Source organism: Streptomyces sp. NPDC055962, assembly GCF_042270185.1.
Classification (GTDB): Bacteria; Actinomycetota; Actinomycetes; order Streptomycetales; family Streptomycetaceae; genus Streptomyces.
On record NZ_JBHJYN010000018.1, the window covers coordinates 39518 to 58244 of the forward strand.

The following is an 18727-nucleotide window of genomic DNA, read 5'->3' on the forward strand; positions in this document are numbered from 1 at the left end:
ACCACCGGGCGCTGGGGGGGGCGTATGTCGGGTACGGGTACGGTGCTGCGCGAACTGCGCGGCGCACAGAAATCGTCCAAGGGCGTGTCGCTCTACTCGCGGTACGTGAACCGGCCGGCCGGGCGCCTGCTGGCGGCGGGCTCGTACCGCGCCGGCCTGTCGCCCAACCAGGTCACGCTGGTCAGCGCCGCGTTCACCTTCCTCTCCGTCGCCGCCGTGGCACTTGTGGAGCCTTCCTGGTGGCTGGGGGTGCTCGTGTACGCGGGGCTGGCCGTCGGCTTCGCCTTCGACTCGGCCGACGGGCAGCTCGCCCGGCTGACCGGGCGGGGCGGGCCGGACGGGGAGTGGCTCGACCACGTCGTGGACTGCGCGAAGATGGTCCTCGTCCACAGCGCGGTGCTGATCGCGTTCCACCGGTTCGGCGCGCTGCCGGACGAGGGGTGGCTCCTGCTGCCGCTCGGCTTCCTCTTCGTCGCCGTGCTCACGTTCTGCGCGGGCCTGCTGCGGGAGCAGCTCGGCAAGGCGGCGGCGCGTGCGGCGCCGGTGGCCGCGGGGCCCGCGGCCCCGGCGTCAAGGCTTCGCGCCGTCGCCCTGCTGCCCGCGGACTACGGGGTGTTCTGCCTGGTCTTCCTGCTGCTCGGCGCACCCGGCGCCTTCCGGGCCGGGTACGCCGTCCTCGCGGCGGTGCACGCCCTGTTCCTCGTGGCGTTCCTCGCCAAGTGGTTCAGGGAGCTGAAAGCGCTCCGGGCCGGCTGACGAGCACGTCCAGTGCCCGGCGCAGCTGGGTGCTGGACGTGTGCACGGTGTACGGGAAGTAGACGACCTCCACGCCGACCTCGGCGAAGTCCCGCTCCAGGCGCTCGCCCTTCTCCGTGCCCCGCCAGTCGTCGCCCTTGAAGATGACGTCGAAGCGGACCTGCTGCCAGGTCTCGACCTTGTCCGGGACGGTCTCCACGAACGCGGCGTCCACGTAGCGCACGCTGCGCACGATCTCCAGCCGCTCGGGCAGCGGGATCACCGGCTTGTGGCCCTTGGCCAGCGCGGCCATCTCGTCGGAGACGACCCCGGCCACCAGGTAGTCGCACTGGCTGCGGGCGTGCCGCAGGATGTTCAGGTGGCCGACATGGAACAGGTCGTACACCCCCGGCGCGTAACCGACTCTGTGCTGCACCATCCGTTCTCTCCCCCCACGGTGGAACTGGTGCAACGACCTTACTGTGAAGAACACTTGTGCAACCCGTGAACGGATAAGCTCAAGGAAGAGGCTGTTCCGGGGGGAAGGCGATCATCCGTTGTCCGCTGCTGAGCATCAGAAGCCGTTCGAGAACCGCAGACTTCTCGTGGTCTCCACCAACTACGCCCCCGAGCTCACGGGCATCGGGCCGTACGCCACCCAGCTCGCCGAGCACTGGGCGGCGTCGGGGGCCAGGACCGAGGTCCTGACGGGCATGCCGCACTACCCCGCCTGGCAGGTCGACGAGGGGTATCGCGGGGTGTGGCGGAGGCTGGAGAGCCGCGAAGGCGTGCGGGTGCACCGGCGGCGCCATTATGTGCCGCCCCGTCAGACAGCTCTGTGCAGGGGGGCTTTCGAGGCCTCCGTGCTCGTCCACGGCCTGCTCGCCCCGCCGCCCGGACGCCCCGACGCGGTGATCTCACAGATGCCGAGCCTCGCGGGCGGCGTGATCGCCGCGCGGCTGGCACGCCGCCACCGCGTCCCCCACATACCCGTCGTCCAGGACCTGATGGGCGCCGCCGCCGCGCAGAGCGGCATCCGCGGCGGAGGCAGGGCCGCGGCCGTCGCCTCGAAGGCCGAGAGGTACGCACTGCGCGGCGCCGCTCTCGTCGGTGTCATCCACGAAAGCTTCGTGGAGGGCGTCACCGCCCTCGGCGTGGACCCCGGACGCATCCGCGTGGTCCCCAACTGGACCCATGTACAGAGCCCTTCGGCCGACCGCGCCGCCACCCGTGCGCGGCTCGGCTGGGCCGAGGACACCCCCGTCCTGCTCCACTCCGGGAACATGGGCCTCAAGCAGGGGCTCGACGTCCTCGTGGACCTGGCGCGGCTGGCCCCGGACATCAGGGTCGTCCTGATGGGCGACGGCAACCAGCGGGACGGACTGCGCGCCCGGGCCGCCGGGCTGCCCAACCTCGACTTCCTCCCGCCGGCGGGAGCGGACGACTTCACCGACGTGCTGGCCGCCGCCGACGTGCTCGCGGTGACCCAGCGGGCCTCCGTGCTCGACATGAGCGTGCCGTCCAAACTCACCTCGTACTTCGTCTCCGGACGCCCCGTGGTCGCCTCCGTGGCCGACCAGGGCGGCACCGCCGACGAGGTGCGCCGCTCGGGCGCGGGAGTCCTGGTGGCCCCCGAGGACCCGGCCGCGCTCCTCACCGCCGTACGCGCGCTGGCCGCCGATCCGGGGGCGGCCGAGGCGCTGGGGGCCCACGGACCGAGGTACGTCGCACTGCACCTGAGCAGGGAGGCGGGACTCGCCCGCTTCGACGCCCTGCTCACCGAGGCACTCGGGGACGCACGAGCCGGGACAGCGCGAGCGGGAGACGCGCGAGCCGGGGACACACAAGGGGGAGCACGCCGATGACACATCCGATCCGGCCCGCGGACGACCACGACGAACCGGCGCTGCTGCGCGACCAGTTCCGCCAGCTCCTGCGCTACCGCGCCCTGCTCGCCTCGGGTGTCGTGGTGGGCCTGCTCGGCGGCGGGTTCCTCGCCCTCAGCGGCGACGACACCTACACCGCCAGCGGCGAGGTCCAGGTCCGTTCCGCGACCGCCGATCCCTTCGCCACCGGGGCCTCGGCCGACAAGGGCATCAACATCGGCTCGGAGCGGCAGACCGCGGTCAGCGACACCGTGGGCGAGCTGGCCGCCGGCACCCTGCTCAAGAAGGGGGACGACGTCGCCGCGAGGAAGCTGCTCACCGGCCTCCAGGTCACCAACCCGCCCAACACGCTCACCCTGCGCTTCTCCTACACGGGGGCCACGCCCGAGCAGGCCCGCTCCCGGGCCGAAGCTCTGGCCAACGCGTACCTGGCGCACCGCAAGGCGCGCACCCAGGAGAGCATCGACAACATGGCGAACGGCTACCGCGCCCAGCTCGAACCGCTGGAGGAGAAGCGCGACCTCCTGGAGGAGGGAACCGGGGTCGACGCCGCCGGCGACGTCAGCAGCGCCCGCGCCAACATCATCGTCTCCATCTCCGAGCTCAGCCGGAAGATCTCGGAGCTCAAGGCGCTCGACACGACCCCCGGCTACCTCAACAAGAAGCCCGTCGCCCCCACCGAGCCGGCCGGAGCGGGACTGCCGTTGCTCCTGGGCCTCGGCGCCGTCGTGGGCCTCGCCCTCGGACTGCTGCTGTCCTGGGTGCGGCTCGTCTTCGACCCCGCCGTACGCTCGCCGCGCGAGCTCGTGCGCTCCCTCGGCGCCCCGCTGCTCGGCACCCTGCCCAGGGAGCGCGCCGCCGCCGGCACCCTGCTCGCGATCGGGCGCAGCGGTTCGCGGCTGGCCGAGGAGTACCGCGCGGTCGCCTTCCGGCTCGCCTACGACCCGTCCTTCGCGGAGCGGCGCAGGCTCCTGGTCACCGCGCCGCGCGGGGACAACGCGGCGGCGGCCGCCGCCGCGGTCAACCTGGCCGCCGCGTTCGCCGAGATGGGTCGTGACGTCCTGCTCGTCGAGGCGGATCTGCGCACCCCGTCGCTGGCCCGCGACCTGGGACCGGCGGCCCACGAGGTGCGGCCGCCGCGCTGGGCGGCCGACGAGGGCGACCGCAGCTGGCCCGCGGGCGGCAGGTCCAACGTGGACGTCCCCGGCTCCGGCGCCTTCGCCCTGGTGGCCGGGGCCACCGCGGACAACGTGCCGCGCGCCCTGACCTCCGCGTCCGTCGGGCGCATCGTCGCCGAGGCCGACCGCCCCGGTGCCGTCGTCATCGTCCTGGCCCCGCCGGTGCTCTCCTACGCCGACGCCGTCGCTCTCGTGGACCGGGTCGAGGGCGTCATGATCGTCTGCGACCCGCGTGAGGTGCACCGCAGCGACCTGGAGCGCATCCGCGAGATCATCGGGGCATCGGGCGGCCACGTGCTCGGAGCCCTGCTCCACCCCGGCCGGGGCCGGCTGCTCCGCGCGGACCGCCGGCCCCGGCCGTCACGGCGCCACAGCGGCGGAGGCCCGCAGGGCCCGGCCGTCGAGGAGGGCGCTCCGGAGGTCACCGGGGACCCCGCCGAGACGATGGGCCTGCGCTCCGTCACCCTGCCGGGGGCGCGCCGGTGAGAGCCCGGACCGCGATCCTCTGCTCGGTCGCGGACCAGGGCGTGGCCGCGCTCACCAACATCCTGGTGCTCGTGGCCGCCGCCCGGCTCTCCACCGTGGCCGACTTCGCCCGCTTCTCCGCGGTCTACCTCGTCTTCACGGTGCTGCTGGGCGTCTCCGGGGCGTACGGCGGACAGCCCCTGGTCCTGCGGCGCGGCGACGCCGATGAGCTCCGGGGGGCCTGCCGCTCGGCCGCCGTGTTCACCGTGGCCGCCTCCGCCGCGCTCGGGGCGCCTCTGGCCGCCGTCTGCCTGCTCGTCCCGGGGGACACCGCACGCGCCCTGACGGTGCTCGGCCTCGTCCTGCCGGTCGTGCTCGGCCAGGACGCCGTTCGGTACGCCTTCTCCGCCCTCCAGCAGCCCCATCTCGCCCTGACCTCCGACGTGGTGAGACTGGCCGGCGTGCTCGGCGCCCTGTCCGCCCAGCAGTACGGAGCGAGCCCCGCCCGGCTGATCGCGGTCTGGGGGCTGTCCGCCCTGCCGGCCCTCCTGCTGTCCGCCGTGCTGCTGCACCGCAGGACCGCCGGGGCCGTGACACGGCTGCGTCCGATGCTCGGGCGCGGCCACCTCGGGAAGCGCTTCGTCGTCGAGTTCGGCGTCGGCAACGCGACCAGCCAGCTCTCCGTCCTCGGCCTCGGTGCCGTGGGCAACCCGCTGCTGGTCGGCGCGCTGCGCGGGGCGACGACCCTGTTCGGGCCGCTCAACGTGCTGTTCACCTCCGCCACCTCCTTCGGCCCTCCGCTGCTCGGCCGCGTCGGTGACGAGAGGCGCAGGGTCCGGGCGACCGCGGCACTCGCGGCCGTGCTCGCCGCCACCGCCGCCCTCTGGGCGACCGCGCTGGCCCTGCTCCCCGACGAGGCGGGCCACGAACTGCTCGGCGACACCTGGCCGACGGCCGCCGCCCTCCTCCCGGCGACCGGCAGCCAGTACGCGGCGATGGCGGTGGGCACCTGCGGACTGCTCGCCCTGCGCATGCTCGACCCGCGTACGACGCTGAGCATCCAGGTGGTCTTCTCGCTCACCGCCGTGGCGTTCATGGCGGGGGGCTACGCCCTCGGAGGAGTCCCGGGGGCCGCCTGGGGGCTGTTCCTCGGATCGCTCTGCAAGGCCGCCGCCACCTGGACCAGGGTGGCCCGGATCCGGCGCCGGAAGCCGGCGCCCGACGGCGAGGTCACCGGCGACGCGCTGCCCGCCGCTCCTTGAACGTGCTGATCAGCAGCAGACACAGCGCAGCGATGGCCAGTTTGCCCGCCGCCTGCAGGAGCGGGCCGCGCAGCAGGATGAAGGTGTATCCGGCGAGCAGCGGCGCGGCGATGGCCAGCACGCTCCCGGGTCCGGGGCCCGCCCGGGTGACGGCCAGCGCGTACCGGCGGTCGGTGCGCGCCACCGCGTAACCGATCAGCGCGAGCCCGCCGATCACCCCGGAGGCGCCGAAGTCGACCCAGAACTCGGTCCACAGCGGGGCCGAGAGGTTGGTCATCCGCAGACCCATCCACTGCCCGACCCGGACCCCGGTGTCCTCCGGCTTCCCGCTCCACACCGCACGCGGCACGAAGAAGAGGGCGGAGCCCGTCAGCTGGCGGCCGTAGGTGTGGCCACGGGTGTCGACCCACGAGATGGTGTTGGCGAACATCACCATCTGGTCGTAGTCCTTGGTCACCAGAGGCTCGAAGACCGAGGCCGACTGCGCGGGCCGCTGCCCCTCGTCGTCGTACCGGAACCTGTCGGCGTACGGGAACACCACCAGTGCGCCCACCACTCCCGTCGCCAGCACCACGCGGTAGATCGCCGCACTGCTCGGGAACGCGGTGAACACGAAGGCCATGAGCACCGTCAGGAACCAGTAACGGGCGTTGGAGACCGGGTTGTTCACCACGAGGTTCAGTGCCACCAGCGCCACCCACACCAGCGCGGTCGACGGGGTGCGCCGGGCCCGGTAGGAGGTCGCCAGACGGCGGGCGTAGAAGAGCAGCGCCAGCAGTGCCGGGACCTGGCCGAAGCCCTTGACGAACGCCGAGCCGACATTGGACCCCTCGGCGGCCACACCGCTCGCCGCGACGGTCTCGTTGATCTCCTGCCGGCTGGAGAAGAAGACCGAGGGCCCGCCCAGCTTCAGCACGTAGAACGCGCTCGCCGCGAACGCCACCAGCACCAGCAGCCGCAGCCGCAGCGGATGCGCCACGGCCGGTCCCGCGCCCGTGCCCCGGGTGGAGGGCGCGGGGCGCCGCAGCGGGCGCCGCGAGGCCAGCAGCGCCCCCAGGTCGAAGGCGGCACACCCCACCAGGACCATCGCGACGGCCGTGACCAGATCCTGGCGCGGTCCCACCATCGGCGTCGGCGTCTGCCCGATCACCACCTGGGCGAACGGCGCGACGCCCATGGCGATGTACACGAACATCCAGAAGACGCCCTGGAGCAGCCGCCGCCGGGTGGACAGGATCATCGTCGCCAGCCGGGCCCCCGCATAGCAGGTCAGCACCAACTGGAGCCAGTACGCGGTGTCCCGGACCCCGCTGCCGGGCTGGGCGGCGATCACCGCGGGCAGGAAGCACACCAGGCCGAGGATGAGCGGCACGGACAGGGCCCGGGACAGCATCGACCAGGCGATCGGCTGCTCGGGCGGCTCCGGGACGCCGCCCCCGGGACCGGCCCACTCCGGACGCGCGACCCCGCGGGCGGCCCGCTCCTGCGCCGATGTGTGCACCGACGTCATGCGCCCCCCCCCGGGATCAGTGAACCGCTGAACACTCTAACGAATCGGCCCACGTGAGGGGGCTCGATGACTAGTCTGTGAAGTATTAGCCGCAGTTGAGGGGAACTCTGGTGAAAATCCTGCATGTTGTCACGCTCCACACTCCGGACCATGCCTTCGGCGGTCCGACCCGGGTGGCGTTCAACCTCTCCAAGGTCCAGCGGGCGAACGGCGACGACGCACGTGTCATGGCCCTCGGTGACGGCTTCCCCGGCGGTGAACTGCCCAGCCACGTGGAAGGGGTGCCCGTCCACCTCTTCCAGGCGCGGCACCTGCTCCCGATGTTCGAGGTGAGCGGCATCACCTCCGCCTCGCTGCTGCGCACCGCACGCCGCATGATGCGCGGCGCCGATCTCGTGCACGTCCATCTGATGCGTGACCTGGTGACGCTGCCGGCGGCGCTCCTCGCGCTCGCGACCCGCACACCCCTGGTCGTCCAGACCCACGGCATGATCGACCCCACCGAGAAGAAGGTCGCCCAGCTCACCGACGTCCTCGGGGTCCGCAGGGTGCTGCGCGAGGCCGACGCCGTCCTCCACCTCACCGAGATGGAGCGGGTCGATGTGAACGCCGTCGCCGCCCCCGTCCCGCTCACCCGTACGGTACGGCTGGTCAACGGCGTCCGCCCGCAGGAACGCAAGCCCGCCCGCGACGCCGGACGCCCGCCGACCGTGCTGTACCTCGCGCGGATCCAGGAGCGCAAGCGGCCCGAGGACTTCGTCTCCGCGATGCCGCACGTCCTGGCCCGCCACCCGGACGCCCGCTTCGTGCTGGCCGGCCCGGACACCGGCGCGCTGGCCGGCACCCTCGCGCTGGCCCGGAAGCTGGGCGTCACGGACTCCCTCGACCACGTGGGCCCGCTGGAGCACGACGAGGTCCTCGCCGCCGGGCGCGAGGCCGACGTGTACGTGCTGCCGGCGATCGAGGAGCCGTTCCCGGTCTCGGTCCTGGAGGCGATGTCCGTCGGCACCCCCGTGGTCATCACCCGCACCTGCGGGCAGGGCCCGGACGTGTCGGGGGCCGGTGCGGGCCGGGTCATCGACAGCAGGGTCGGCGAGGACGCGGCCAACGCCCGCAAGGTCGCCGACGCGATCCTGGAGCTGCTGGAGCCGGAGGCCGCCGAGCAGGCGGGCAAGGCCGCCTGGCAGCTGGTCAACGACCAGTTCACCATCGAAGCCGTCACCGCCACCCTCCGGCGGACCTACGAGGACGTGGTCCGCCGAAGGCGTGGGTGAGGCCCCGCCCGTTCAACGGGCGGGGCGCTCGCGGGACTTGAGGGCGATCTGCCACCGGTAGAAGCTCATGGCCAGCGCGAAGTCCAGCCCCGCGCGCCCGTCCAGGAAGCCCCGCCGGTAGACGTACATGTAGGCGAAGGACACCAGCGGCTTGAACGGCGCCTTGTGGAAGAGCTGCCCCTGACGGGACTTCACCTTCCGCACCTGCTCCTTGACGTCGGGATGGTGCTCCAGCCACGCCTCCCAGTCCGAGTACCGGTTGTGGCGCTCGAACCAGGCGGTGACGGGGTCGAGGTCCTGGTGCTCGATGGGGTTGCTCAGCGCCTCCGCCGTCGCGGCGACCGGCTGGTAGTGCCCCTCGACCTCCCCGATACCGGGTGCCGCGAGGTCGCCGACCTCCGGGTAGTGGCACCGGGTCCGGTCCGTCAGCGACCGCTTGCGGATCGTGTACCCGTGCCGCAGCCGCTTCCCCGAGAACCAGTAGCCCAGCGGTATGTCGTACGCCGCCGGCTTAGGGGCGGCCGGGTCGGCGAAGACGCGCCGCAGCTCCGCCAGCAGCCCGGGGCTGAGCCGCTCGTCACCGTCGAGCAGCAGGATCCAGTCCAGGTCCGTGCGGACGTTCTCCAGGCACCACTGCTTCTTGCGGGGGTGCCCGCCGTCCCAGGTGTACGTGACCACTTCGGCCCCGCACTCCTCGGCGATCTTCGCGGTGTCGTCTGTGCTGTGGGAGTCCACCACGACGACCGCCTCGAAGTGGCCCAGGACCGACTTCACCGCCTCGGCGATGTTCAGGCCCTCGTTCTTCGTGGGGATCGCCACGGCGATCGGCAGCTTGCTCATCCGTTGTCTCCTCGGGGCAGCCAGGCGTAGCAGCCTGTGGAGGTGAAGGTGTGGGCGGACTCCGGGAGGGTGATCTCCACCTGCTTGCCGGTGGCCGAGGAACCGGACCCCAGGGACTTGCCGTTCGCCCCCGCGACCTGCCAGCTGCAGGCCTTCGTGGGCGAGACGGCCCTGTACCGGCCCGGCCGGATCTTCGCGCCCTCGTACGTGCCGTCGGCGTACCCGAGCGCGGCCTCGTCGACCAGGTCCTGGTGCTGGGGGCAGAGATGGGCCACGGCCGGCTCCGCGTCGGTGACCTCGTCGGCCACGATCGCGCCGACGGCGATGTCCCGGTCCGCCTTGACCAGGTAGCGGAGCCTGTCGCAGGTCTCCTGTCCCGTCTGGAGCACCGCGGCCGGGTCCATGCCCTTGGGGACGCGGTCGGTCAGGTACTCCTTCTGCTTCTTCGTGAAGGAGCCCGTGGCCGGGGTGAGGTCCCCGGCGGGTGCCTTCGGTGCGGCGCTGGACTTCTCGGGCTGCGGTGTCCGTGAACCGGCCGCCGGGCCGGCCACGGAGGGCGTGGGGGAGACCGCGGCGGACGGCGTGCCGCCCGCGGTGGTCTCCTTGCCTCCGTCGCCGGACCCGCCGGACGACCCGCAGCCGGCCAGCACCGCCGTCGCCAGGGCGACGGCGGCACCGGCCAGGAACGGATATCTCATTCAGCCGTCCTCAGGGCGTAGTGCGCGCTGACCGTGGAGGAGCTCAGCGCGGTCGGGTACACGGCGGTCTCGTCGATCTGACCGGCGAAGAAGTTGCTCGTCGGCCGGTTCGGCCAGCTGGCCAGGTTGTCGCCGCCGACCCGCCAGTACCCCGGGTAGTTCTCGTTGGAGCTGTAGAGGAAGTTCGACGCGCGCAGCTGCCCGTCGACGTACAGCGCCATGCCGCTGGTGCCCTGGGTGGCGACGACATGGTGCCAGTTGCCGTCGTTGTAGGCCCCCGTCGTGGTGACCGTCCGGGTCCCGCCGCTGTAGACGCCGAAGACGAGGCGCCCGTTGTCGGCCATGTACACCTGCTTGTCGTAGCGGGTGCTGTTCTGCATGGTCAGATTGCCGAACCCGATGATCTTGCCGCCGCGGGTGGTGGTGGTCTTGATCCAGGTCTCCACTGAGAAGCGGGTGGGCTGGCTGTGGAGCTTGTTGCTGTAGGCGTACTCGCTCGCGCCGTCGAACCCGATGGCCGTCGAGGCACCGGCGATCGCGGCCGGGGTCTGCCGGTAGGCGGGCCCGTTGCGCAGGAAGCCGTTGTTCATCCCGCCCGTCGTGTCCGCCGCGAAGGTGGAGGTGCCCTCGTCGTAGCGCCAGTACAGCGAGGCGCCGTCGGCCAGCACGCGCGCCGGATAGGGCTGAGCCGACGCGGCCACGGTCGCGGACTGCGCGGGGGACTTGGCGCTGGTGTTGGTGCCGTCGCTCGCGGTGATGCGGTACGAGTGCGTCTCGCCCACCGCCACGTCGGTGTCCGTCCACTTCAGCTGGGGCCGGTCCCAGAACAGCGAGTAGCCGGTGACGGTGTGGACGGGCGTGGTCGCGCCGTCCTTGTAGATCCGGTAGGTCAGCTCGCCGTCGTCGGTGTCGAAGCTGGTCTGCCAGTTGACGTCGATCTTCCCCGGAGAGACCGTCGAGAGGCTGACGTTGGGAACCCACGGGGCCCCGGTGTCCGGGCCGTCGGCGAACCGGGTCAGACCCTGCTGTCCACCGCCGTTGACAGTGGTGAACTCCCCGCCGACCCAGAGGTAGTGGCGTCCGCCCTTGTCGGTCTGCGTCATCACCCGGGGTCCGACGGGCTCGCCGATGCCGTCGTTCGTGTCCGGGAACCAGGGCAGGAGCGTCGGGTCGTCGACGGACTGGGCCAGCAGGTGCCTGCGAGGCTGGTCCGGGAAGCCGCCCATGCTGGCGCAGTCGTGGGCGTGGCTTCCGCTGTACAGCACGCCCGAGTGGACCAGGACGGTCTGCGTGGCACCCAGGCAGGTGTCCCGCCAGCGCTGCTGGTAGTCGTCGAGGTCGATGGCGATCCGGCCGTCGAACACCCCGCCGCCGGTCCCCTCGTTGGCGGTGTAGAGCCCGGTCGCGTCCGTCGTGAGGTCCTGCACCGTCGAGGTGTTCGGGATGAAGCCCGGGTAGCTCTTCGTGAGCGCGCCCGTGGTGGCGTCCACCACGGCCAGGGCGTGCGAGGTGGTGCCGTTGACGGTGAAGAAGTCACCGCCGAGCGCCACGTGCTGCCCGTCGGGGGTCACCTGGACCGCCCGGGCCACCTCGTCGGCGTTCGCTGTCCACGGCAGGAGGTCCGCACCCGTGGTGACGGCGGCGAAGCTGTTCCTCGTCTGGCCGCCCACACTGGTGAAGTCACCGCCCAGATAGACGGTGTCCGCGGTCGCGTCCAGCGCCCGCACCGTCGCCGACACGGAGATCTTGAAGTCCTGGCGCGGTGTGCAGGTCGCGGTGTCGACGGCCACGATGTTGCTGACACCGACCCCGTTCACCGCGCCGAACTGGCCGCCCGCGTACAGGGTGTCCCCGTCGGGGGAGAGTGCGAGCGCCCGTACGGTCGCCGTCCCGGAGGAGAGCGTGAACGACAGGCTGCACCCCGTGGGTGCGCCCGTCGCCGCGTCGAACGCCGCGAAATTGACCGCGGGCTGCTCCGAGGTCCCCGCCGCCGCGTCGGGCGGCCGGATGGTCGAAAAGGTGCCGCCGGCGTAGACGACCCCGTCCGTCGCGGCCATCGACCAGACGATGCCGTTGGTCTGCCAGGTGGTGAGGTCGTCGGCCGTGAGGGACACCGGAGGTGTCAGTGCCGCCGCCGGGGAGGCCCCGGCCGCTGTCGCGGTCAGGGCGCCGGCGAACAGGCAGAGTGCGGCGGAGGCGGCCCGCAGACGGCCGCTCCCCCCAGATCTCCGCCCCGTGCTTCCGTTCATCATTCATCTCCGAAGGTGAGGACGAGCTGCGGCCGGTAGGCCGCCGTTGCCTCGCTCGACCAGATGCGGAGACTGTCCGTCCCGCTGCTGGTCAGGGCGAGTGAGGTGGCGGAGCCGAGGGCCCCGCCCAGTGCGGACGCGTTCAGTTCCACCGAGTAGTCGGTGGAGACCGAGGTCGCGCCGCTGATGGTCCCCAGCACGGACGTGGAGAGCGTCGGCCGGGTGCTGTAGGTGACCGCCGATTCGGTCCACGTGCCGGTGACCGGCACGATGCTGTGGTTCTCGGCCGAACCCGCCGTCGAGTCCGACGAGGTCCGGAAGGTGAGCCGCGCGCTCCTGAGCACCTGGCCGGCCGGGGCGGACGGCAGGGTGAAGCGCAGATAGCCGAGGTAGGCCGTGGTGCCGCGCGAGGCGAGCTGGGAGTCGTTGTAGTTCGTGTTCGCCGCCACGCCGTTGACGTACGCGTCCTCGTCAGGGGCGACGGAGACGGTGCTGCCGCCCGGCCCCGGCGGGGTGCCGGCCAGCGCGTGGTGCCCGGCCACCTGCGCGGCGGTCAGCGCCGACGGGTAGACCGCGGTCTCGTCGACCTGACCGGCGAAGTAGTCGCTCGTGGGGCGGTTCGGCCAGGCGTTGTTCATGGCGTCGCCGCCCACCCGCCAGTACCCGTTGTACGAGCGGTTCCCGGTCGCCGCGTTCGTGCCGACCGCCTCCCCGTCGACGTACAGCACCATGCCGGACGGCCCCTGCGTGGCCACCGCGTGGTGCCAGCCCCCGTCGTTGTAGGAGCCGGCCGAGGTGATGGTGGGCCGGGTGCTGCCGCTCTGGACCCCGAAGGCGAGCCGGCCGTCGTCCGTCAGGTACACGAGCTTGTCGCTGATGCTGCTCGTGTGGCCCCGCGCGGTGCCGATGTTGTTGCCGTGGCCGATGATCCGGCCGCCGGTCGTCGACGTGGTGCGGAACCAGGTCTCGACCGAGTACGGCGACGGCGAGGTGTAGTGGTGCAGCCGGTCGCTGTGGACGTACTCGTCGGTGCCGTTCAGCGAGAGCGCGGCGGAGCCCGCCACCGCGGACGGAGCAGTCCGGTAGGACGGCGTGTTCATGTACACCCCGCCGTTGCCGCTCTCCGAGGCGTCGGCCGCGAAGGCGCCGGAGGCCTCGTCGTAGCGCCAGTACAGATCGGCCCCGTCCGCCAGCACCTTCTCCTGGTAGGGCGAGGCGGAGGACGCGGCGGTCACCGGAGCCGCGGTGGACGGCCCGCTGGTGTTCGTACCGTCGCTCGCCGTGACCCGGTAGCTGTACGTCCGGCCCGCCACGACGTCCCGGTCGGTGAACGTCAGCTGCGGCCTGCTGAAGAACAGCGAGGAGCCCGTCGTCGTGTACACCGGCGTCGAGCCGCCGTCCCGGTAGACCCGGTACGTCAGCAGGCTGTCGTCCAGGTCCAGACTGCTGCGCCAGCTGACCCTGACCTCACCGGCCCGCGGAGCCGACGCGCTCACCACCGGCACGGCGGGCGCCCCGGTGTCCGGGGTGTCCGCGAACCGTGTCAGCGACTGCTGGCCGACCCCGTTGACGGTGGTGAACTCGCCGCCGACCCAGAGGAAGTCCCGGCCGCTGCGCGAGGCCACGGTCAGCGCCCGCGGCCCGACGGGTTCGCCGATGCCGTCGTTGGTGTCCGGGAGCCAGCCCAGCAGAGCGGGGTCGTCGACGGACTGCGCGGTCAGATGCTTGCGGACCTGGTTGGGGAAGCCGCCCATGGACGAGCAGTCGTGCACATGGCTGCCCGCGTACAGCACGCCCTTGTGCACCCGGACCGCCTGGGTCGCGCCCTGGCAGGTGTCCCGCCAGCGCTGCCCGAAGCCGTCGAGCTCCATGGCGAGCCGCCCGTCGAAGGAGGCGCCGCCCGCGCCCTCGCCCGCCGCGTACCAGCCGTCGGACTCCGCGTCGGTGACGATGTCCTTGACGACGGCGGACGACGGGATGAAGGAGGCGCCGTAGGCGCGGGTGACGGCGCCGGTGGAGGCGCCCGTCACCGCGAGCGCGTGCGACGCGGCGCCGCCGACGGTGAAGAAGTCGCCGCCGATCAGGACGCTCTCCCCGTCCGGCGTCACCCTCAGGGCGCGTCCCGGCTCGTCCGCGTCCGGATTCCAGCCGGTCAGCACGCCGGAGGCGGTGACCGCGCCGAAGAAGTTCCGGGGCGTGCCGTTGACGGTCCGGAAGTCGCCGCCCGCGTAGACGGTGCCGTCCGCCGCGACGTCGAGCGCGCGCACCGTCGCCCCGAACCGCGGTGTGAAGCCGGTGCGCGTACGGCAGGTCGCGGTGTCGATCGCGGCCAGGCCGTCGACGGCCGTCCCGTTGACGGAGTTGAAGTAACCCCCGGCGTAGAGCGTGGACGTGTCGGGCGATACGGCGAGCGCCCGGACCGTGGCCGTGCCGCCGCCGCGGGTGAAGGAGAGCGAGCAGCCGGTGGGCGCACCGGTGGCCGCGTCGAACGCGGCGAAGTTCACGGCGGCGGTCGTGCTGCTCCCGGCCGGGGAGCCGGCCGGTCTGATGCCGGAGAAGGTGCCGCCCGCGTAGACCACCCCGCCCGCCTCGGCCAGGGCCCAGACGATGCCGTTGGTCTGGTACGTGGACAGCGCGTCGGCGGTGAAGCCGACCGGAGGGGTGAGCGCGGCGGCGGGGGGAGCGGTGGCGGACGCGGTGCCGAGCAGCCCTGCGGCGAGTGCCAGCACCGATGTGAGGGATCCGGCCCGGATACGTCTGAGACGTCCGGGCCCGCTCATCGGTCCACCCGGACCGCGGAGCCCGCGAGCTGGTCGCCCAGCAGCCGGATGTCCGCGTCCACCATGATCCGTGCCAGCTCGCGCGACTTCACCTCCGGCTTCCAGCCGAGGAGTTCCTCCGCCTTGGACGCGTCACCGATCAGCGCGTCGACCTCGCTGGGACGCTCGTACTTCGGGTCGTAGCGGACGTGCTCCGCCCAGTCGAGGCCTGCGTGCTCGAAGGCGTACTCCAGGAACTGGCGGACACTGACCCCCTCGCCGGTGGCCACCACGTAGTCGTCGGGGGTGTCGCACTGGAGCATCCGCCACATGGCCTCCACGTACTCGGGGGCGTACCCCCAGTCGCGTACGGCGTCGAGGTTGCCCAGATGCAGCCGGTCCTGCAGACCGGCCTTGATCCTCGCCACCCCGCGGGTGATCTTGCGGGTCACGAAGGTCTCACCGCGGCGCGGGGACTCGTGGTTGAAGAGGATCCCGTTCGTGGCGAACATTCCGTACGCCTCGCGGTAGTTGACCGTTGCCCAGTACGCGTAGACCTTGGCCACGCTGTACGGGCTGCGCGGGTGGAACGGGGTCTTCTCGTTCTGCGGGGGCGGGCTCGCGCCGAACATCTCGGACGACGACGCCTGGTAGACCCGCGTGTCGATCCCGCTGGCCCGGACGGCCTCCAGCAGCCGCACCGCGCCGAGCCCCGTGACGTCACCCGTGTACAGCGGGGCGTCGAAGGAGACCCGGACATGGGACTGGGCGCCGAGGTTGTAGACCTCGTCGGGCTGTACGTCACGCAGGAGGTTCACCAGTGCGACGCCGTCGGAGAGGTCGGCGTGATGGAGCACGAAGGAACGATTCGCTTCCTCGGGCCCCTGGTAGATGTGGTCGATCCGCTCCGTGTTGAAGCTCGACGAACGGCGTATCAGCCCGTGGACCGTGTACCCCTTCTCGAGCAGCAGCTCCGACAGGTACGAACCGTCCTGTCCGGTCACGCCGGTGATGAGTGCGGTTTTCGCCATGACTCCCCCCTTCTGTGGTCGCCCGTGGGGCGATTGGTTCACCGAAATAGCTTGATATGAGCGGAATGAGACAAAGAGTCACCCGGGCGCCGGGCTGCTGGCAGAATCCGAGCCATGACGACTGATCTCCCCGGCCCACCCCAGGAATCCGTCCGCCCCCTGCTGCGCCCCGGCGCCCGCATATTCGTCGCGGGCCACCGCGGCCTCGTCGGCTCGGCGCTGGTGCGCCGCCTCACCGCCGACGGCCACGAGGTGATCACCCGCGGCCGGGACGAGCTCGATCTGCGCGAGGCCGCGCCGACCGAGGCGTTCCTTCGGGACGCCCGCCCGGACGCGGTCGTGCTGGCCGCCGCCAAGGTGGGCGGGATCATGGCCAACAGCACCAGCCCGGTGCAGTTCCTGGAGGACAACCTCCGCATCCAGCTCGCCGTGATCGCGGGCGCGCACGCCGCCGGGATCCAGCGGCTGCTGTTCCTCGGCTCCTCGTGCATCTATCCCAAGCACGCCCCCCAGCCCATCCCCGAGGACGCCCTGCTCACCGGCCCGCTCGAGCCGACCAACGAGGCCTACGCGCTCGCCAAGATCGCCGGCATCGTGCAGATCCAGTCCTACCGCCGGCAGTACGGCGCCTCGTACATCAGCGCCATGCCCACCAATCTCTACGGCCCCGGGGACAACTTCGACCTGGAGACCTCGCACGTGCTGCCCGCCCTGATCCGCCGCTTCCACGAGGCGAAGCGGGACGGCGCGGACGAGGTCACCCTCTGGGGATCCGGGAGCCCCCGCCGCGAGTTCCTCCACGTCGACGACCTCGCCTCCGCCTGTGCGCGGCTGCTGGAGACCTACGACGGCGAGGAACCGGTCAACGTCGGCTGCGGCGAGGACCTCACGATCCGCGAACTGGCCGCAACCGTGCAGGACGTGACGGGGTATCAGGGACGCATCGTCTGGGACACCTCGAAGCCCGACGGCACCCCGCGCAAGCTCCTGGACGTCTCCCGGCTGTCCTCCCTCGGCTTCAAGCCGCAGATCCCCCTGCGGGACGGCATCGCCCGCACGTACGCCTGGTGGCTCGGCCGGCAGTCCCCCCGGGACTGACCGGCCGGCCGGGCGGCCGCGGTACGCCCTGAACCCGTGCACACGGCCCCCCTCGTGTCCCCCCACCACGTCTCAGTACGCCCCGCGGCCGTCGGTGACGGCGCGCACCGTCCGCGCCAGCAGGCCCATGTCCGTGGCCACCGACCAGTTGTCGACGTACCAGAGGTCCAGCGACACCGTCTCCTGCCAGGACAGGTCCGACCTGCCGCTGACCTGCCAGAGGCCGGTCAGGCCGGGACGGACCGCCAGGCGGCGCAGCTCCCGTTCGTCGTAGCGCGACACCTCCTCGGGGAGCGGCGGACGCGGTCCTACCAGGGACATGTCACCCCGCAGCACGTTGAGGAGCTGCGGGAGCTCGTCCACGGAGGTCCGGCGCAGGGCGTGGCCGATCCGGGTCACCCGCGGATCGCGGCGCATCTTGAACATCGGCCCCTCGCTCTCGTTGGCCGTCGAGAGCTGCTCCCTGCGGGCCTCCGCGTCGGCCACCATCGTGCGGAACTTCCACATGGTGAACGGCCTGTTGTGCCGGCCGTGCCGGGTCTGGCGGTGGAACACCGGGCCGGGCGACGAGAGCCGTACCGCCAGGGCCACCCCGAAGAACAGCGGCGCGAGCGCCAGCAGCCCGAACGCGGCACCCGCCCGGTCCACCACGGTCTTGAGCACGGTCTGCGGACCGCGTCGCAGCGGAGGCGTCACGTGCAGCAGCGTCAGCCCGGCGGCGGAGGCGGGCCGCACCCGGGCGGCGGCGATCCCCGAGAGGTCCGAGAGGACGCAGAGGGCCAGTCCGCCGTCGTGCAGGCCCCAGGCCAGCCGGCGGAGCCGGTCGTCGTCGAGCTGCGGGCCCGGCACGACGAGGACGAGGTCCGCGTCATGGGCGAAGGCCCCGCCGAGCACCGTGGACACGTCGTCGTCGGCCGGTTGGGGCGCCAGCCGCCCCGGGACGGGCGTCCCGCAGTCCAGGGCCTCCGTGCCCACCGGGACCACGGCCACCGCCGTGTACGGGTGATCCGTACGGGAGTTGAGCAGATTCACCGCCCGGTCCAGGCCGGCCGCCTCACCCACCACGAGGACACGGTGCCCCCCACGCGCCCCCGCCCCCGAACGCCGGCGGACCACGGCTCCGGCGAGGAGGGCCAGGGCCAGCCCCGGCACCAGCGCCGCGACGGCGGTCGCCGGGTCGAGGCCACCGCCCGTCACGGCCAGGAGCAGGGCGAGCGCCCCGATGAGCGCCAGCCAGTCGCCGAAGGGCGCGTGAGGCGCCTCCGGAGCCTCTCCCGGCAGCCGGTGCCCGTACCGGCCGCGCATCGCGCGCACGCCGGTCCACACCAGGGCCGCCGACGCCGCGGCCGTCAGCGGGCCCGGTCGGTCGCCGGCCCGCAGCACGAGCCAGGCGGGAATCCCCAGGCCCAGCAGATCGGTCAGGACGAGGAAGGGCACACGCGGAACGGACGACGTCCTCGTCCGCGGTCGCTCCGCGTGATCGTGCCCGACGGTCGTCGGGGCTCTCCACACCTGCGTGTGAGCCATCGTGCGGTTCCTGGACCCGGCGGTACGCGGTCGTGGTGCTCCCGCGAGCCCGACGGGCCCGGATATATCCGATTCAGGTATTTCGACATGCCCCATGAACCCCCCAGCCACAGTTGCATCCCCACAAACGGGGCGCATCCGCCGATCCCATGGACTGACGGATGCGCCCTCGCTCGTGCACGATATCCACACACGTGCCATTTCGCTGGAGTTCT

General features: G+C 72.3%; 14 protein-coding genes. 6 read left to right on the plus strand and 8 right to left on the minus strand.

Features of this window, described 5'->3' with window-relative positions; genetic code table 11:
• Positions 1-24 precede the first annotated feature (24 nt).
• On the plus strand, positions 25-756 hold the full coding sequence (locus ACFC51_RS33215; RefSeq protein ID WP_376532489.1) for a CDP-alcohol phosphatidyltransferase family protein: 732 nt from the start codon (positions 25-27) through the stop codon (positions 754-756).
• Here ACFC51_RS33215 and ACFC51_RS33220 read toward each other — a convergent pair.
• Positions 725-1174: an adenylyltransferase/cytidyltransferase family protein gene (locus tag ACFC51_RS33220; RefSeq protein ID WP_356842454.1), complete on the minus strand. Its 450-nt coding sequence runs from the start codon at positions 1172-1174 to the stop codon at positions 725-727. The two genes, ACFC51_RS33215 and ACFC51_RS33220, sit on opposite strands and share 32 nt — an antisense overlap.
• A 118-nt stretch (positions 1175-1292) precedes the next feature.
• On the opposite strand from ACFC51_RS33220, the gene ACFC51_RS33225 reads away from it, so the two are divergent.
• Genes ACFC51_RS33225 through ACFC51_RS33235 form a run of 3 tightly spaced genes read left to right on the plus strand, consistent with a single transcriptional unit; the run spans position 1293 to position 5526 of the window.
• Positions 1293-2600: a glycosyltransferase gene (locus ACFC51_RS33225; RefSeq protein WP_376532491.1), complete on the plus strand. Its 1308-nt coding sequence runs from the start codon at positions 1293-1295 to the stop codon at positions 2598-2600.
• Positions 2597-4285 carry a lipopolysaccharide biosynthesis protein gene (locus ACFC51_RS33230; protein ID WP_376367634.1) on the plus strand — a complete coding sequence of 563 codons (1689 nt, stop codon included), beginning with the start codon at positions 2597-2599 and terminating at the stop codon, positions 4283-4285. The genes ACFC51_RS33225 and ACFC51_RS33230 overlap by 4 nt, the downstream gene beginning before the upstream one ends.
• Positions 4282-5526, plus strand: coding sequence for a hypothetical protein (locus ACFC51_RS33235; RefSeq protein ID WP_376367636.1), 1245 nt, complete (start codon positions 4282-4284; stop codon positions 5524-5526). Before ACFC51_RS33230 ends, ACFC51_RS33235 begins: the two co-directional genes overlap by 4 nt.
• Here the strand turns inward: ACFC51_RS33235 and ACFC51_RS33240 are convergent.
• Positions 5495-7036 (minus strand): hypothetical protein, encoded by a 1542-nt coding sequence (locus tag ACFC51_RS33240; protein ID WP_376532493.1) that lies wholly within the window; start codon positions 7034-7036, stop codon positions 5495-5497. The genes ACFC51_RS33235 and ACFC51_RS33240 overlap by 32 nt on opposite strands.
• Positions 7037-7146: 110 nt before the next feature.
• Here ACFC51_RS33240 and ACFC51_RS33245 point away from each other — a divergent pair, with 110 nt between their 5' ends.
• Positions 7147-8310 carry a glycosyltransferase gene (locus tag ACFC51_RS33245; RefSeq protein WP_376532495.1) on the plus strand — a complete coding sequence of 388 codons (1164 nt, stop codon included), beginning with the start codon at positions 7147-7149 and terminating at the stop codon, positions 8308-8310.
• 12 nt (positions 8311-8322) lie between these two features.
• Here the strand turns inward: ACFC51_RS33245 and ACFC51_RS33250 are convergent, their stop codons facing one another.
• Genes ACFC51_RS33250 through gmd form a run of 5 tightly spaced genes read right to left on the minus strand, consistent with a single transcriptional unit; the run spans position 8323 to position 15887 of the window.
• A complete protein-coding gene (locus ACFC51_RS33250; RefSeq protein ID WP_376367642.1) occupies positions 8323-9150 on the minus strand; it encodes a glycosyltransferase family 2 protein in 828 nt (275 codons plus the stop codon).
• On the minus strand, positions 9147-9848 hold the full coding sequence (locus ACFC51_RS33255; protein ID WP_376367644.1) for a hypothetical protein: 702 nt from the start codon (positions 9846-9848) through the stop codon (positions 9147-9149). Before ACFC51_RS33255 ends, ACFC51_RS33250 begins: the two co-directional genes overlap by 4 nt.
• Positions 9845-12100 (minus strand): LamG-like jellyroll fold domain-containing protein, encoded by a 2256-nt coding sequence (locus ACFC51_RS33260; protein ID WP_376367646.1) that lies wholly within the window; start codon positions 12098-12100, stop codon positions 9845-9847. The genes ACFC51_RS33255 and ACFC51_RS33260 overlap by 4 nt, the downstream gene beginning before the upstream one ends.
• Complete coding sequence (locus tag ACFC51_RS33265) at positions 12097-14877, minus strand: LamG-like jellyroll fold domain-containing protein (RefSeq protein WP_376532497.1); 2781 nt, start codon at positions 14875-14877, stop codon at positions 12097-12099. Before ACFC51_RS33265 ends, ACFC51_RS33260 begins: the two co-directional genes overlap by 4 nt.
• The gene (gmd, locus tag ACFC51_RS33270) at positions 14874-15887 is read right to left on the minus strand and encodes a GDP-mannose 4,6-dehydratase (RefSeq protein WP_376367650.1); all 1014 of its coding nucleotides are present in this window, start codon (positions 15885-15887) and stop codon (positions 14874-14876) included. The genes ACFC51_RS33265 and gmd overlap by 4 nt, the downstream gene beginning before the upstream one ends.
• 114 nt (positions 15888-16001) lie before the next feature.
• Between gmd and ACFC51_RS33275 the strand changes: the two genes are divergently transcribed.
• Positions 16002-16985 carry a GDP-L-fucose synthase family protein gene (locus ACFC51_RS33275; RefSeq protein WP_376367652.1) on the plus strand — a complete coding sequence of 328 codons (984 nt, stop codon included), beginning with the start codon at positions 16002-16004 and terminating at the stop codon, positions 16983-16985.
• Positions 16986-17057: 72 nt separating this feature from the next.
• Here the strand turns inward: ACFC51_RS33275 and ACFC51_RS33280 are convergent, their stop codons facing one another.
• Positions 17058-18512: a sugar transferase gene (locus tag ACFC51_RS33280; protein WP_376532499.1), complete on the minus strand. Its 1455-nt coding sequence runs from the start codon at positions 18510-18512 to the stop codon at positions 17058-17060.
• Positions 18513-18727: the final 215 nt, after the last annotated feature.